Here is a 17,354-nt window from a genome sequence, read left to right on the forward strand (position 1 = left end):
GAATCAAAGCTGTTTTCATGTATGATGATAGCTATAGTATTGATGAGATATCGAAAGTGTTATTACTGAGTGATGGGGAGGGATAAGAAAACATTTAATAGATTATCATAATGCTCAGAAGCTTAAGCCTGGAAATGGCGGTAGTGATAGTAAACTTACTAGACAGGAGGAAGCAGAGTTAATAGTTCATCTAGAAAATAATAATTATGTGTATGCTAGAGATATACTTCTTCAACATGAAGAGTTGTTAAAATGATTAGGCACAATGGTTTGAAAATTGTCATTTACCAATGAAGAAATTTTATTTTTATATTTTTCAATATTTTCAAAAAATATTCGTATAGAATGAGGGTGTCAGAAAGTTTGTGTAAGTTGTAAAAATAGTTAAGAATAAAATTAATTAAAACAACTTACATGAGGCTAATATGAAGAATAAGAGCAAAGTATCAAATCCGACTATAGAAAAAGTAGTATCAGAAATACTATCACAAAGTGATCCATCTGAGATATTTGGCAAAGAAGGGATATTTCAGGAATTTAAAAAGCAGATAGTAAATAAGATTTTAGAGAAAGAAATGGAATCTCATATAGGTTATGAGAAGCATTCTAAGAATGCCAAGGAGTCAGAGAATAGACGTAATGGCAATTATGAAAAGACTTTAATAGATCCTGAAGGTCGTAAATTGACAGTAGAAGTGCCAAGGGATCGGGATGGAGAATTTGAACCTCAACTCATTCCAAAAGGAGTACGAAAATTTGAAGGATTTGATGATAAAGTAATATCCTTATATGCTAGGGGAATGACCATTAGGGAAATACAAGGACACTTAGAAGAACTATATGCTACCAAGGTATCATCTGAGTTAATATCAAAGGTAACTGATGGTATTTTAGAGGAAGTTACTGCCTGGCAGAATAGAGCACTTGATAGTGTATACTTCTTTTACCTGAAGAATTGGTAGTATTAGATATTAATTATCCATAAGAACATTGATTATTCGCTCATCTAAATATTCATTTTCCAACTTTTCAAGTTAAAGAAGTATACTTGATTTAATATTTGTGCTCCTTGAACTACGAGAATCGGATATCCTCCAAATTCTTGAGTCAAAAAATTTATTAATTCCGGATTTTTATTTTCCAATATATTTTTTGCAAGTAATGCAGTTTCCGACTTAGTGAAAGCATTTGCTTTGATTATATTAGATAATACATCATCTTGAGAACAAACTATAATATTACCGTTATATTCCCAATTAATAAAATCCTCTATTTTCTTATTCTCGCCTATTTTTAAATTATCAAACACCAACAACCATTTATCTTTACTTGCTAGATAAGCTATTAAATCTTTCCTCATCACTACCATATCTTCTGAAATCACCGGTGATTTTACCTCGGTATTAATAGCTTTAGATAATTTGAGTAACTGCTGCTCTATATTTAGATTACAATCAATAAACCAAATTATGTTATAGTTTTCTTTATTTTCATAAGCGTACATCCTAGCAAGCTGCGTTTTACCCATACCGCTTACCCCTACTATACTAGATTGCTTGTATTTATTAAGATTTTCTTTTAGCTTTTCCAATTGCGATACATGATTTATAAAATAGCTAACCGGTACAACTAAATTAGATATTTGACTTTGAGCAAATATATACTTCTTTAACTTGAAAAGTTGGAAAATGAATATTTAGATGAGCGAATAATCAATGTTCTTATGGATAATTAATATCTAATACTACCAATTCTTCAGGTAAAAGAAGTATATTTTTTCATAATATTTATTAATTTTAAATTTCTAGCTGTAAAGCTAGATATATTTTCGACTAGAAGTCAATAAAAATTTGAGGTTAATGAAGATATTGCACTGGGTAGAAAAGTAGGTGATGTCATTCACGCATAGGCGAGGCATTGTTGCATGGCTCAATTTCACTCTTGTCATCCCGCGACTTGATCGCGGGATCCAGCTTAAAATACTAAATTATTAATATTTTTTATTGTTTTTATGGATCCCGTGGTCAAGCCACGGGGTGACACAGTGGGTTTTACGGTCCACGCAACAATACCTCCTCGCAATGACGACTCAGTATTCATGAAACAAGACCTGTAGGCACGAAGAAAGAATAAAAAAAAGCCCCCTTTTTTCAAAGAGGGCTTTTTTCTTTAGAAAGTTATAAACTTGCTAATCGGGAGCGATTAGAAGTTTACACGTACTTTTAAAGTACCTTGATGTGCAGTATACTTACTTGCAGCATTGAAATCATAACCGATTCCGTATTCCATCTTAGCATCAGGTCTTATGCTTGCACTTAAACCTACATTGTAAGATGTTTTAGCAGTTCTGTCAGGCTGGCTGATGAACGGAGTAACTTGTCCATCTAACTGAGACTGAGTTTTAGATAATCTACCATTTACTTTGTGAACTACAAAAGCGTGAGCTTCCGGATATACCGCAAGATCAGTTATATTCATAGTACCACCGGCTACTTTAGCACCTACTATTAAATCGGTTCTATCGCTAAACTTGCTGTTAACTTGCTTGTTTGCAACTGTTGTACCGGTTTCTTTGTAGTTTTCATCAGAAGACTTTAAGTAGCTAAGTCCTGCCATTGGAGTTACTAATACACCTTGCATTGCATTGTAATCATAACCGACCATTAAGTTACCACCGAATGTCATGTTATCGTAATTACCGGCAGCAATTTGCTTATTCATCTTACCGTTAGCATCGAAGAAGTAACGCTGACTTTTGTTCTTCACTTGGTTTAAGCTAAATATTGCACTACTTTTTTGAGCAAAGAAGTTCTCAACAAGCTGCTGGGCACCATATAGAGAGAATGAGAAACCGTTAACGTCGGTTTTATCACCTTTCTTATAATCCTGGTGTTTTATATCGGTTTTAGTGATACCGATAGCAGCACCGATCATTAAATTATCGTTAGCTAGCGTATCTAAACCGATTACGACACCAGTGGTTTTAGCTTTATAACCAGCTAAACCGCCTTTCTTACTTTGATGTGCATCAGTATAGAAAGGTTTTGCCCATATACCGTAAGCTACATTGTCAACAGCTTCGTCACCTGCAGCAACCGCAGCCGGTATTGCTCCAGCTTCAGGTCCAGGTCCAGGTCCAGGTCCAGCCATTTCAGCAGTTTCAGGAGTACCTAAATATCTAAGGGTCCCTAATCTGTTACCAAGTTGAGCTTGGATGTCTTTTGCTACATCTAATTGTGCATTAGTTACTGCTGCACTTGTATCGGTAGTAATAGCTACAACAAAGTTAGCAGAATCAGCACTATTTTTAGCTAAAAGAAGATTATTATACACCGCAGTATTAGTTGAATTTACGAATGTCGTAACGTTCTGACCTACACCCGGTGCACCTGCAAATGGGCTATTTGCGATATCATTAGTAACTACTTTTGCTACATCGTTAGTACGTGTTATTACATAATCTTGGTTAGCAGCACGTATTAAACCGTAATCTACGAAACGATTACTTCCGGTTACAGCAAAGTTAGGAGCTCCTAAAGTACCGTTAAATCTAGCACCACCTTGGATTAAAGTATAAGTTTGTGTACCGCTGAAATTTGCATTGGCATTATCTTGTACGTCAATGGTTGTAGTTCCTGTAGTTGTTGCATTATTAACCTGAGCATTTTCCGCAATAACGATGTGACCTATATTACCGTTTGCTACTGTTAAAGTAGTTTCAATAGAAGTATTGCTTCCCCATGTTGAAGTACCGCTTGCAAATGTTAAGGTATTTGTACGAAGATTGATTCCACCGTTAATAGCAGTAGTACCACCGCCTAAAATTACGTTAGAATTTAAAACACTTAAGTCATCAGTACCAAAGTCTGTGACTTGTGAATAAATATTTCCTTGTAATCCTGCACCATCATCACTACCTGTAAATCTAACAGAAGCTATAGGAGTATCTGAACTACCTATATTACCGACTAATGCACTACCTAAGTAAGTTACAGTACCGTTATTAGCTTTAGTAGTAACAATCATACTTGTAGAATCAGAAAATGTACCGTCAGCAAATCTTACATTAGCGTTACCGTTAACACTTCCAAGGGTAATTTTACCGTCGAAATCTGTTCCGGCTACACCACCTGTAGTAACAGTTACACCGTCATTAATTGTTGCGTTAGTTGCGATAATATTACCTAAGTTGTTATAGTCTGTAGCAAACGTTACTTGCTCTAACTTTGGAGCTCCAATACCTTCACCTAAGCCATAAACCGTACCAGGGGTGTCAGGAATACCGCCGCTAAGTGTGACAGTACCTTGATTATTGTTTACAGTACCAATACCTGCGTATAATGTAGTATCATTAACAGTAATACCGTTATCACTTCCAAGACCAAGACCTACAATATTACCCTGATCACCGATTGCTTGACCGTCAGCGATTACACTATCACCCCCTGAAACAATCAGTCTAGGAACATCAAAATCACCTGTAGCTGTTTCATTACCTACTGTACTTTTAATTGTTAAACCGTCTAATAAGATACCATTGGGTAAGAATAAAGCTGCACCTAAACTTGCATTTTCAAAAGAAATTGTATTAGTCGCCGCACCATGGTCATCATCTGCATTACCTATTTCATTAATCACTACGTTACCGCGACCGGAAACTGTTATTTGTTTTAAATAATTAACAGGTCTAGCTTGTTTGTTTAATGTTACGGTAATAGGAGCGGTGTTAACAAATTCTACTATACCGGTACCATCGGCAGATGCGACAAAGTCCGCAGTATAGTTACCACCGATTTGTAAGGTTGAACCATTTTCAATTGTAGTTTTACCGTTAAATATTGCGTTACCTAAGAACTTAGCAGTAGTACCCTTGTTTAATTCTACAGTATTAAACTTATTACCTTGCTGTCCACCAACTGTACCGCTTACTATATTTGTTCCACCGGCCGTAAAGCTGAAAGAACCTACATTAGCATCGGTAGTAGTAATATTAGTAGCATATAAATTTACACCTTTGCCAACATTTAATATAGTATCAGCATTAGCTCCTTTAGATCCAAAATTAATTTCAGAAAGCGGATTTGCTGCACTACCTAAATTTGTACCGGCTGCAAGAATCGTATTAACCTTTACAACAGGATTAAATATTATTTTACCTTGACCGGCAGCATTCGTAGTTTTTGTTATTAAGTAAGTATTGTGAGCGAGTTGTACTGAACCGTTATTTCCAATAACTAACTCATTAATAGCAACATTACCTTTATTTAAAGCTGTTTTACTTGAGCCGATATTAAATTGTCCAAGAGTTTTATTATTAGCTTCAATAGTACCAATATTACCGTTAATAGTTAAAGTTTGATTATTTGTTAGGCTACTCGCATCAACAACACCTGTTTGATCAGTAGTGATAGCTAAATTAAAATCAACTAAAATATTATTTTGAGTACTTGTTAATTTAATAGTACCACCGTTAGCTAGGAAATCAATTGTTCCAGCGGCATTAGTACCGATAATATTTGCTCCACCAAGTGTTAATGTTTTTGAAGCATCGTTAGCTAAAGTAATACCTTGTAACGCAGCATGACCACCACCGTTACCTATATCACCAGTAATTGTAGCACTTCCATCTAACTTAATAGCACCAGCTGCAAGAGCACCGCCAATAAGAGTAGTGTGGTTAACTTTACCATTGATAACTGTACCGTCAGCAAGTTTAAATACAGAACTGGCATTTCCTAAAAGGAGCTCAGCAGTATGTGTTCCTGATAAATTAACAACTCCCACACCTACTGCTTCGATTGCTTTAATATTATTTGTCACTGCAACATTTGCATCAGCATTACCGCTCTGTAAGGATCTTAGTACCAGGAACTGTAATCTGCACTGCAAGATTACCGAAATCAGTAGCACCAAAGTTTGAGTTTTGAGTTATTGCAACTTTAGAAGCTGCTGTTTTAAAGGCAGTAGTACCGTCTGTACCAACATCAACTATGTGGTCAAAGTTTACTTGTCCGCCTGCATTAGTACTTTGTATAACCATGTCTTTAGCATAAACTTGTCCAGCGATTGTTGCTGCATTTCCATTAGCTACGCTAACAACAAACCCTGCAGCTCTACCAGCTCCATTATTAGTACCTATTACTGCATTAGCTATAAGTTGACCGGCTACTGCAGTAGTATTAAATTCGATAATACCTTTTAGATTACCGCCTAAACTTCCTGTAACATTAAAGTCGGTAGCACCGCCACCAGCAGCATTACTTAATAATACTAATCTACCGGTACCGTCTGTTCCGTTAAAATTAATAGTAGCACCACCTACTTGTAAATTTAAAGCATTACCGTTAGTAGCATCAGTATTGAAAATGACACCTTGACCGTCACCGATATTAATTGTCTTAATAGTAGCAAAAGTTTTATTTGAAACTTGAATAAATCCATTAGTAACATTTAATGTACCATTAGCTCTTGCAGCATTATCAAGTATAAGAGGAGCTTTTTGAGTTGTAGGGTTTGTTAAATTAAATACTAATGTAGAAGCCGCAGCACCAGAATCTATTGTTCCTACGCCGCTAAGATCATTATTGGCAATAGCATTATTAGCATTAGCCGTAATAACTGCATTTGGAGCAACTGCAAGATTTGCAGGAGCGGCAGTTTGGTCAAATCCCGCACCGTCAACAGTTGTAGCAGCTCCAGCTGTCGTTCTATTCTGCTGTGTAGCAGCACCCATAGCTGAGCCTGCGAAGCCGGCTACTATGGTAGCTGTAGAAGCAGTTACCAATCCTGCGGCAATTAATTTTTTTAGAAAATTTGGTTTTTGAGCCATAATTTTTTTTCCTATATTTAAGTTAAAATTTAGTACCTAATATTAAAACAAACTTATCAAACGTGAGTCAATATATCCCGCATTTGATAAGGAAATAACCTAATATTTTGTTTCAATAGTTTCCAAACTACAGGCTGTAGCATACTATATATTGTATATAATTACAAGCATCGCTGTAGTGTTTTTATAAGGTTTTAATAAATGTTATATTTTTATCACATTGGTGTTATGCCTTATCAGTGTCATACCGTGGCCCCTCCACGGTATCCAGCCCTTTATGTTATTCCCGCGTAGATACCGATGTCATTCCTGCGAAAGCAGGAATCCATTACTTTTTGCTGTCACCCCGTGGCTTGACCACGGTATCCAGTAAAACAACTAAAAATACTAAAATTTTAATATTTTAAACTGGATCCCGCTTTCGCGGGAATGACATAGAGGAGCGTGGAAATGACACCAAGAACTGGACCCCGTGGTCAAGCCACGGGGTGACACAGTGGGAGTGTTGAGCTATGAAGAGTAAAAGGTTATAATGTGATAAAAAAATAAGAAAGTAAAAAATGTCAGAGCATCAAATAACAATGGTCAGTTTAGATGAATTAGTTAGCCCGGAACATCAATATCGTAAATTTAAAAGTTAATTTAATTTCAAAGTAGTTGAAAGAGAGTTATTAGCGATAGAAACTGAAGCTAATTATAAAGGCTATGGAGCATTGAGGTTATTTAAATGTTTACTTCTACAATTTATGGAAGACTTATCTGATCGAGAATTAGAACGTTATTTCGCTGATAGTAATGCCGGCAAATGGTTTTGTGATTTTGCTCTTACAGAGACGACTCCAGATTATAGTGTGTTTAGTAAAATACGTAAGAAAATAGGTACTAACTTACTATCAAAAATATTTGCAAACTTTAGAGAACAACTACGAAAGCAAGGTTATATGAGCGAGGTATTTACCTTTGTAGATGCCTCTCATTTGATCTCAAAAGCTAGTCTTTGGACAGAACGTGATGAGTTGAGGAAGCAAAAATATGACAAGCTAAATAATGAGACTTTGCCCAAAGTTGCGAATGATAAACAAGCTAAAATTGGTTGTAAAGGAGGTAATAAGTTTTGGTATGGTTATAAAAAACATGTTAGCGTTGATATCCAATCAGGGATTATTAATAAGGTTGCAGTTACCTCTGCAAATGTTACTGATAGCAAAGGTTTTAAACACGTTATGCCACGCTCCGGTGCTGCATATGTAGATAAAGCATATTGTACAAAGTCTACCAAAGATACAGCAACTAGGCAAGAAGTGCATCTTTGTGCTGTAAAGAAAAATAACATGAAAGATAAAAGTTTTGACCTTGATAGATATTATACAAAAATTAGAGCACCTTTTGAAAGAGTATTCTCACAAGATAATAAACGTGTCAGATATATTGGTATTGCCAAAAATCAATTCTCGGAATTTATGAATGCTATATGTTTTAATTTGAAACGCTTAACCGTTTTAACGGCTAGCTAATATTATAATGGATAACGCATAGATAATAACAAAATCTCCACTGATTTTTACTAATTTTGTATATATACTTCTTTTACCTGAAAAATTGGTAGTATTAGATATTAATTATCCATAAGAACATTGATTATTCGCTCATCTAAATATTCATTTTCCAACTTTTCAAGTTAAAGAATATACTGAACAAAAATTATCTTAATTTTAAACACTATTTCTTCCAAAAAAATATCCTTCCTATAATTCTCTACTTAATTTCTTATCTCTCAACACTTCCACAGTTGGTTTTACCGATCCACGCAACAATGCCTCCTCGCAATGACGAGAAAACTACTCTTCATTAAATATTAGCACTTCAGCAGTATTTTCCCATTTTAGCATTTCATCGTATTTAGTATCCCAAATACGCATAATTTCTTTTTCATATTCTACAATTTGCTCTTCTAATCCTTCAAATTGTTTCACCATTTGACGTGCTTTAGAAAGTATCGGGTCATTACTAACGTCAAAAACTTTTTTCAAATGATAGTCTTGTTCTTCTTTGTAATTTAAATGAGCCGCTCTACCAAACTCAGCATCTTTATGCATATCTTCACTTCTTATCTGTATTTCAAAATTACGTTTAGAGTGTAAAAGCTGCATTATATTATGAAGAGACTGATAGCCGGTGCTTTTTGGTCTATTTATATAATCTTTGGTGTATAACCAATCTAAATGCGGAGAACTCTTAACTACGTCCAAAGCATTATAGCATAGAGCTTTAGATTTAACTATAATCCTACATGCAATTAAGTCTTTCAACGCATCAATCGGCACTTCTTTCCTTTTCATCTTTTTTAAAACAGAATAAGGTTCTTTAAGACGCATATATATCTCATTTTCTATATCTGCTTTATTTAAATCTTCTTTAAGCAGATTAATAATATCACAAATCAAATCCCCTCCTGCTACCTAAAATTCTATATATCTCTATTCTTAGTAAAGATTACCTATAGATTTTAGAACTTAAATCCACAAGATTGTTCATAATACTATTCAAGTAATTTATAAACTTAATTCTTTAACTAAAAATTAAAAAACAGATTAATAGTAAAAATAAATTTTTTCAATAAAATTGTTTAATTAATTTTAACTTAGATTAATGTAGTTCCGTTGTCATCCCGTGACTTGATCACGGGATCTTGCATCACAGACTGCGTCCTAAGATACCGCGGCGGGGCCGCGGTATGACATTAAATGAACACAGCATCAAGCAATTAACAGGTCAGAAAATTTATCCATAGAAAATTCCGAAACACTACGTAGAACTTCAGACATTTTGTTAAATTCTCCGGTACATTCAAGCACTACATCTACGCCTGCATCTAAAACTCCTTTGGTAATATCTGCCATACTACCGCTTAAAGCTTTCATATCTATTGCATCGGAAATAATAAGCCCTTTAAAGCCGATATTATTTTTAATATAGTCTATAACTTTTTTTGATAGGGTAGCAGGATTCTCAGAATCAAGAGCTTTGTAAATTATATGTGCCGTCATAGCAAGCTTAATATTATCGTGCTTCGCTAGCTCCTTAAATACTTTAAAATCTGTATCCTCTAGTTCTTTTAAGCTAGTATCAACAATAGGTAACCCTATATGGCTATCTACTTTAGCTCTACCATGCCCTGGAATGTGCTTGATGCAAGCCCCGACTTTCTCTTCTTGTAATCCATCTATAGCAGCTAAACATAAAGGTACGACTACTTCCGGCTCTGAACCAAAACTTCTATCTCCGACTATCTTGTCTGCTCCTTCGTGAATCAAATCCGCTATCGGAGCAAAATCTAGATTAATACCTACTTCTCTTAGCTCTTTGCCTATATTGCTATAATTGTGTTTACATGTTTGGGGATCAGTAAAGTCCTTCGCAGCCGGAGCGTCATAAAAAGTCGGTGCTATGAGCCTTTTTACCCTACCGCCCTCTTGATCTATAGAGATGATAGTATTTTCTCCTAATACTTCTTTTATATCTGCAATAAGCTTAATAAGAGTTTCTTTATCCTGCTCACCGTTATCATTCTTTCTAATATTACGACGGAATAAAATTACACCTAAAGGATTATGCTCTTCAAATAATTCTCTTTCGGCATCGGTTAATTCAGGACCGGATATACCTATAATTACCGGCTTTACCATTTGTCTTATTGTCATAATATGTTCCTTTCTTTCCTTTAAAACGTAATATGACAAGTACTATACGCAAGTCATAGAGGAATCGGCAAGAATTTTTTTTATTTGAAGAGATAAATTATGGAAGTTGGTAAGTAATATATACTTCTTCAACATGAAGAGTTGTTAAAATGATTAGGAACAATGGTTTGAAAATTGTCATTTACCAATGAAGAAATTTTATTTTTATATTTTTCAATATTTTCAAAAAATATTCGTATAGAATCAGTAAATGTCTCAAAATTCGCATAAAATTTATTGTTACTTACAACAGAATGCATAAATTCCCACAGTCGTTCAATTGGATTCAAATTAGGACTATATGCTGGCAAAAATAGTAACTCTATTTTACTGTATTGTAGATATTCTTTTACCTTTTTTGACCTATGATATCCAGCATTATCGCATATCAAATAAATCTTACTTTTATCTTGATTATTTGCTTCTAATTCCTTTAAAAATTCAATAATATAATCACCATTAACCTTAGGATTGTCAGTTGTTACTACCTCTAAATCCTTAAGATTAATAGCACCAATAATATGTTTACGCTTCCAACCACTGAAACTTGGTAATGTTTTAACTACATTCTTTCTAATCCAACCAAATCTTGCTCGAGTTTGGTATTGAGGATGAACACTATCCATAAAATAAATAGACTCATCTTTAGCTAAATTATTTTTTAGCAAACTATATTGCAGCTTAAATTCCTCTTGCTTAGCTAAATCTATTTTTCCAGGCATTAACTTAGGTTTCTGATAACTAAAACCAAGTCTGTGTAACAGCTTGATTACCCCAGCTAATGTATAGATTACTCCATATTGACGTTCTATGAACAAACCTATATCTCTAGCATACACATAATTATTATTTTCTAGATGAACTATTAACTCTGCTTCCTCCTGTCTAGTAAGTTTACTATCACTACCGCCATTTCCAGGCTTAAGCTTCTGAGCATTATGATAATCTATTAAATGTTTTCTTATCCCTCCCCATCACTCAGTAATAACACTTTCGATATCTCATCAATACTATAGCTATCATCATACATGAAAACAGCTTTGATTCTATCACAAATCCTCTTATCCCTTTCGCTTCTATGGTAAAGCTTTAATTCTTCTTTTTCTACTGATGTTAATTTTCTATAAATCCATTCTTACTTAATAACACTTGCTGACTTCTTTGACAATTTTTCATTTACTAGAGGTATATATGGAACTTGACTCACGTTCCTTGCTAAGTTCTAGCATTTTAGTTTTATAATTCGGGATTTGACAATTTAAACGACTACAATTAAAAGAGGTGGTTTTTGGGGTCATGATTTTCTCAAGAATAATATTATATGCTATCATGTACTATCATATGCTATGCTATTATATTATATATTATTTAATAAACAAGAGTGTATAAAATAAATGGAAACGATATTTGCACAAAGCTCTGCATTCGGTAAAGCAGGCGTAGCGGTTTTTAGGATTTCTGGTCCTAAAAGCTTAGAAGTTTTACAGCTACTTACCGGCAGAGCGGACTTTAAACCACTTATCATGTATTATCAACAAATTACAGTTCCCGAAACTAAGGAGCTAATTGATAATGCTATGGTTGTTTATTTTAAATCACCTAATAGCTTTACCGGTGAAGACGTAGTTGAGATTCATACGCACGGCAGTAAAGCTATCTCCATAATGCTTATTAACACATTGTTAAATATAGCTGATATTCGTTTAGCAGAAGCAGGAGAATTTACGAAAAGAGCTTTTTTAAACAATAAGTTTGATTTAACGGCAGCAGAAGGGATAGCCGATTTAATTAATGCTGAAACTATTATGCAGCATAGGCAAGCAATTAGACAGGCAAGCGGTGGGCTTGAAGAATTATATAATAACTGGCGTAGCAAGCTTTTAAAAATTATCTCTCTGCTTGAAGCTTATATAGATTTCCCTGATGAAGATATACCTGATAGCGTTCTTAATGACGTTAACAACACTCATAAAAACCTTATAAACGAAATATCTAATTATCTTAATGATAATAGACGAGGAGAATTACTCAATAGTGGTCTTAAGCTTTCAATTATCGGTCCGCCGAATGTCGGTAAGTCTAGCTTACTAAACTTCTTAATGCAGAGAGATATAGCAATTGTCTCGAATATTGCAGGAACTACTAGAGATATAATTGAAGGTCATTTAGACATTGGCGGCTACCCTATTATTTTACAGGATACGGCAGGTATAAGAGAAGAAAGTAGTGACATTATCGAGCAAGAAGGTATAAAAAGAGCTATTAATTCGGCTAAAACAGCGGATATTAAAATTATTATGTTTGATGCCGAAAAATTAGATTCCTCTATAAATGAAGATATTACAGGTTTAATTGATGAAAATACTATCGTGATAATTAATAAAATCGATTTAATTGAACCTAGTAAAATCTTTTCTATTGAAGATAAATATAAATGCTTAAGAGTTTCAGTAAAAAATAATATTGCTCTTTCAAGTATATTAAAAAATATCGAAAATATTGCCGAAAATATGGCGGGTTTTACCGAAACGCCTTACATAACAAATCAACGTCATCGTCATTATTTAAAACAAGCTCTCTCACATTTAACGGCTTTTAGTTTAGATAATGATTTAGTTCTAGCAACTGAAGATATTAGAATGACGGCACGCTGCATCGGTGCTATTACGGGAGTTATTAACGTAGAAGAAATACTAGGCGAGATCTTTAAAAATTTCTGCATAGGTAAGTAATATTGTATAGCTCATTCCTGCGGAAGGGCATGGATGTCGACTTAAGGATCGATGTCATTCCTAGCTAAAAGCGGGAATCCAGTAAAAAAAGCATAAACACAGCAAATTTTTGAAATTAAAAGCTCGATTTATCTCGCTTTATGCTGGATTCCCGCTTTCGTGGGAATGACATAAATCTCCGACCACAATCACCCTAACCCATCTCACCCTTTCTCTATATATATACTTCTTCAACATGAAGAGTTGTTAAAATGATTAGGAACAATGGTTTGAAAATTGTCATTTACCAATGAAGAAATTTTATTTTTATATTTTTCAATATTTTCAAAAAATATTCGTATAGAATCAGTAAATGTCTCAAAATTCGCATAAAATTTATTGTTACTTACAACAGAATGCATAAATTTCCACAGTCGTTCAATTGGATTCAAATTAGGACTATATGCTGGCAAAAATAGTAACTCTATTTTACTGTATTGTAGATATTCTTTTACCTTTTTTGACCTATGATATCCAGCATTATCGCATATCAAATAAATCTTACTTTTATCTTGATTATTTGCTTCTAATTCCTTTAAAAATTCAATAATATAATCACCATTAACCTTAGGATTGTCAGTTGTTACTACCTCTAAATCCTTAAGATTAATAGCACCAATAATATGTTTACGCTTCCAACCACTGAAACTTGGTAATGTTTTAACTACATTCTTTCTAATCCAACCAAATCTTGCTCGAGTTTGGTATTGAGGATGAACACTATCCATAAAATAAATAGACTCATCTTTAGCTAAATTATTTTTTAGCAAACTATATTGCAGCTTAAATTCCTCTTGCTTAGCTAAATCTATTTTTCCAGGAATTAACTTAGGTTTCTGATAACTAAAACCAAGTCTGTGTAACAGCTTGATTACCCCAGCTAATGTATAGATTACTCCATATTGACGTTCTATGGGAGTGTTGAGCTATGAAGAGTAAAAGGTTATAATGTGATAAAAAAATAAGAAAGTAAAAAATATCAGAGCATCAAATAACAATGGTCAGTTTAGATGAATTAGTTAGCCCGGAACATCAATATCGTAAATTTAAAAGTTAATTTAATTTCAAAGTAGTTGAAAGAGAGTTATTAGCGATAGAAACTGAAGCTAATTATAAAGGCTATGGAGCATTGAGGTTATTTAAATGTTTACTTCTACAATTTATGGAAGACTTATCTGATCGAGAATTAGAACGTTATTTGGCTGATAGTAATGCCGGCAAATGGTTTTGTGATTTTGCTCTTACAGAGACGACTCCAGATTATAGTGTGTTTAGTAAAATACGTAAGAAAATAGGTACTAACTTACTATCAAAAATATTTGCAAACTTTAGAGAACAACTACGAAAGCAAGGTTATATGAGCGAGGTATTTACCTTTGTAGATGCCTCTCATTTGATCTCAAAAGCTAGTCTTTGGACAGAACGTGATGAGTTGAGGAAGCAAAAATATGACAAGCTAAATAATGAGACTTTGCCCAAAGTTGCGAATGATAAACAAGCTAAAATTGGTTGTAAAGGAGGTAATAAGTTTTGGTATGGTTATAAAAAACATGTTAGCGTTGATATCCAATCAGGGATTATTAATAAGGTTGCAGTTACCTCTGCAAATGTTACTGATAGCAAAGGTTTTAAACACGTTATGCCATGCTCCGGTGCTGCATATGTAGATAAAGCATATTGTACAAAGTCTACCAAAGATACAGCAACTAGGCAAGAAGTGCATCTTTGTGCTGTAAAGAAAAATAACATGAAAGATAAAAATTTTGACCTTGATAGATATTATACAAAAATTAGAGCACCTTTTGAAAGAGTATTCTCACAAGATAATAAACGTGTCAGATATATTGGTATTGCCAAAAATCAATTCTCGGAATTTATGAATGCTATATGTTTTAATTTGAAACGCTTAACCGTTTTAACGGCTAGCTAATATTATAATGGATAACGCATAGATAATAACAAAATCTCCACTGATTTTTACTAATTTTGTATATATACTTCTTTTACCTGAAAAATTGGTAGTATTAGATATTAATTATCCATAAGAACATTGATTATTCGCTCATCTAAATATTCATTTTCCAACTTTTCAAGTTAAAGAATATACTGAACAAAAATTATCTTAATTTTAAACACTATTTCTTCCAAAAAAATATCCTTCCTATAATTCTCTACTTAATTTCTTATCTCTCAACACTTCCATTATCATAATGCTCAGAAGCTTAAGCCTGGAAATGGCGGTAGTGATAGTAACCTTACTAGACAGGAGGAAGCAGAGTTAATAGTTCATCTAGAAAATAATAATTATGTGTATGCTAGAGATATAGGTTTGTTCATAGAACGTCAATATGGAGTAATCTATACATTAGCTGGGGTAATCAAGCTGTTACACAGACTTGGTTTTAGTTATCAGAAACCTAAGTTAATGCCTGGAAAAATAGATTTAGCTAAGCAAGAGGAATTTAAGCTGCAATATAGTTTGCTAAAAAATAATTTAGCTAAAGATGAGTCTATTTATTTTATGGATAGTGTTCATCCTCAATACCAAACTCGAGCAAGATTTGGTTGGATTAGAAAGAATGTAGTTAAAACATTACCAAGTTTCAGTGGTTGGAAGCGTAAACATATTATTGGTGCTATTAATCTTAAGGATTTAGAGGTAGTAACAACTGACAATCCTAAGGTTAATGGTGATTATATTATTGAATTTTTAAAGAAATTAGAAGCAAATAATCAAGATAAAAGTAAGATTTATTTGATATGCGATAATGCTGGATATCATAGGTCAAAAAAGGTAAAAGAATATCTACAATACAGTAAAATAGAGTTACTATTTTTGCCAGCATATAGTCCTAATTTGAATCCAATTGAACGACTGTGGAAATTTATGCATTCTGTTGTAAGTAACAATAAATTTTATGCGAATTTTGAGACATTTACTGATTCTATACGAATATTTTTTGAAAATATTGAAAAATATAAAAATAAAATTTCTTCATTGGTAAATGACAATTTTCAAACCATTGTGCCTAATCATTTTAACAACTCTTCATGTTGAAGAAGTATACAGTTATCTAAGATTTTTATACTAAATCTTTGTCCGCATATAATGCAATAGGGTCTTGCTATAAACTCTAGCTTCTTCCAACAATCGCTACAAAATTCACCGTTCCCCCCTAATATTTCCGAACAGCTTAAACATCTCTGTGGCAAGAGATAGTCTATTACACTATTATAAGCTTTAACTAACAACTAAACTCCTCTTGAAGATTCTTGTTTCTTAGATGCACTTCTTCCTGTGTTGGTAGTGGCGATATATTATTACTGCGAGAAGTAACCTTACCGTGCGTTAAACTTTCCTGCATATGATGGACTTTTTCTTCTGCTTTAGCAATTTTAGGAGTTTTCGGCTTTTGAATATTAGGAGTAATAAGAACGTTACTAGATTTCTGCTCTTCCTTTTTACCGTATATTTCTTTTAAATCACCAAATTGCGATTCAACAAAGTAACCGACTCCTGCTTTTACTGCTGATTTAGCTTTTTCAAAATTAGTTTTTCCAGCAGGAGGAGCAAATTCAGGTCTCTCTGCAACCTTTGCTCTAGTTACATTAAAATGTTCTTTTAGCTGCCCCTGACTTAATTGATCAATTTTAGGGGTTGTAGCTAAAAACTCTTCTAAGGCTTTGGTATCTATTTTTGCTTGCCTTTCTTTTTCAAGCAAGTCTTTCTTATCTTCATAATTTCCTATTGATGTTTTTAAACTATTTATTTGGTTTATTTTATCAAGCACCTTATCGGCAATACCAGGGTTTGGGGGACCTTTTTCTTTAATTTTTGCACCTTGCTGAAGTTTATCAACCGGATCATAAGCTTTTGCTACTTTTTCTCCAACGTTAATTACTCCTTCTACTATATGAGCAGGACTAGCGATAACTTTACTACCCTCCTTTACCACTTCGATTGCTACGCCACTTGCAGCGATTCCGGCACGAGCAACTCTAGCACCGTAAAGT

14 protein-coding genes and 2 pseudogenes are annotated in these 17,354 nt (G+C 33.7%); 6 read left to right on the top strand and 10 right to left on the bottom strand.

The annotated features are described in order from the left end of the window. The first annotated feature begins 425 nt into the window (after positions 1-425). Complete coding sequence (locus AC5584_RS04235) at positions 426-962, top strand: transposase (protein WP_499215983.1); 537 nt, start codon at positions 426-428, stop codon at positions 960-962. A 44-nt stretch (positions 963-1,006) separates the two neighbouring features. Here AC5584_RS04235 and AC5584_RS04240 read toward each other — a convergent pair whose 3' ends face one another. The 3 genes and pseudogenes from AC5584_RS04240 to AC5584_RS04250 form a co-directional block, all read right to left on the bottom strand. Next, the gene (locus AC5584_RS04240) at positions 1,007-1,591 is read right to left on the bottom strand and encodes an NB-ARC domain-containing protein (RefSeq protein ID WP_499215984.1); all 585 of its coding nucleotides are present in this window, start codon (positions 1,589-1,591) and stop codon (positions 1,007-1,009) included. Positions 1,592-1,974: 383 nt separating this feature from the next. Continuing rightward, positions 1,975-2,100, bottom strand: a complete 126-nt coding sequence (locus AC5584_RS04245; protein ID WP_410526804.1) for a hypothetical protein — start codon at positions 2,098-2,100, stop codon at positions 1,975-1,977. Positions 2,101-2,202: 102 nt separating this feature from the next. Next, positions 2,203-6,829, bottom strand: a pseudogene (locus AC5584_RS04250) (autotransporter outer membrane beta-barrel domain-containing protein). Positions 6,830-7,068: 239 nt separating this feature from the next. Here AC5584_RS04250 and AC5584_RS04255 point away from each other — a divergent pair. Beyond that, complete coding sequence (locus tag AC5584_RS04255; protein ID WP_499215985.1) at positions 7,069-7,236, top strand: palindromic element RPE4 domain-containing protein; 168 nt, start codon at positions 7,069-7,071, stop codon at positions 7,234-7,236. Between the two features lie 270 nt (positions 7,237-7,506). Further along, positions 7,507-8,343, top strand: a complete 837-nt coding sequence (locus AC5584_RS04260) for a transposase (protein ID WP_499216958.1) — start codon at positions 7,507-7,509, stop codon at positions 8,341-8,343. Positions 8,344-8,667: 324 nt separating this feature from the next. Here the strand turns inward: AC5584_RS04260 and AC5584_RS04265 are convergent, their stop codons facing one another. The 4 genes and pseudogenes from AC5584_RS04265 to AC5584_RS04280 form a co-directional block, all read right to left on the bottom strand. Continuing rightward, entirely contained in the window at positions 8,668-9,273 is a 606-nt protein-coding gene (locus AC5584_RS04265) for a RelA/SpoT-related domain-containing protein (protein ID WP_499215986.1), read from the bottom strand. 312 nt (positions 9,274-9,585) lie between these two features. After that, positions 9,586-10,530, bottom strand: a complete 945-nt coding sequence (locus tag AC5584_RS04270; RefSeq protein WP_499215987.1) for a glycoside hydrolase family 3 N-terminal domain-containing protein — start codon at positions 10,528-10,530, stop codon at positions 9,586-9,588. 42 nt (positions 10,531-10,572) lie between these two features. Continuing rightward, a pseudogene (locus AC5584_RS04275) lies at positions 10,573-10,650 on the bottom strand (MerR family transcriptional regulator); the annotation flags it as partial. Positions 10,651-10,658: 8 nt separating this feature from the next. After that, entirely contained in the window at positions 10,659-11,534 is an 876-nt protein-coding gene (locus AC5584_RS04280; protein WP_499216959.1) for an IS630 family transposase, read from the bottom strand. A gap of 429 nt (positions 11,535-11,963) precedes the next feature. Between AC5584_RS04280 and mnmE the strand changes: the two genes are divergently transcribed. Next, complete coding sequence (gene mnmE, locus AC5584_RS04285) at positions 11,964-13,301, top strand: tRNA uridine-5-carboxymethylaminomethyl(34) synthesis GTPase MnmE (RefSeq protein WP_499215988.1); 1,338 nt, start codon at positions 11,964-11,966, stop codon at positions 13,299-13,301. 230 nt (positions 13,302-13,531) lie between these two features. Here the strand turns inward: mnmE and AC5584_RS04290 are convergent, their stop codons facing one another. Further along, the gene (locus AC5584_RS04290; RefSeq protein WP_499216960.1) at positions 13,532-14,254 is read right to left on the bottom strand and encodes an IS630 family transposase; all 723 of its coding nucleotides are present in this window, start codon (positions 14,252-14,254) and stop codon (positions 13,532-13,534) included. 179 nt (positions 14,255-14,433) lie between these two features. Here AC5584_RS04290 and AC5584_RS04295 point away from each other — a divergent pair, with 179 nt between their 5' ends. Together AC5584_RS04295 and AC5584_RS04300 are read left to right on the top strand one after the other, a co-directional pair. Further along, positions 14,434-15,270, top strand: coding sequence for a transposase (locus AC5584_RS04295; RefSeq protein WP_499216961.1), 837 nt, complete (start codon positions 14,434-14,436; stop codon positions 15,268-15,270). 255 nt (positions 15,271-15,525) lie between these two features. Next, positions 15,526-16,398 (top strand): IS630 family transposase, encoded by an 873-nt coding sequence (locus AC5584_RS04300; RefSeq protein ID WP_499216962.1) that lies wholly within the window; start codon positions 15,526-15,528, stop codon positions 16,396-16,398. Here AC5584_RS04300 and AC5584_RS04305 read toward each other — a convergent pair. Together AC5584_RS04305 and AC5584_RS04310 are read right to left on the bottom strand one after the other, a co-directional pair. After that, on the bottom strand, positions 16,374-16,592 hold the full coding sequence (locus tag AC5584_RS04305; protein WP_499215989.1) for a double zinc ribbon domain-containing protein: 219 nt from the start codon (positions 16,590-16,592) through the stop codon (positions 16,374-16,376). The two genes, AC5584_RS04300 and AC5584_RS04305, sit on opposite strands and share 25 nt — an antisense overlap. Beyond that, positions 16,586-17,296, bottom strand: a complete 711-nt coding sequence (locus AC5584_RS04310) for a hypothetical protein (protein WP_499215990.1) — start codon at positions 17,294-17,296, stop codon at positions 16,586-16,588. Before AC5584_RS04310 ends, AC5584_RS04305 begins: the two co-directional genes overlap by 7 nt. Positions 17,297-17,354 lie beyond the last annotated feature (58 nt).

Source organism: Rickettsia endosymbiont of Villa modesta (assembly GCF_964026485.1).
Lineage (GTDB): Bacteria > Pseudomonadota > Alphaproteobacteria > Rickettsiales > Rickettsiaceae > Rickettsia > Rickettsia asembonensis.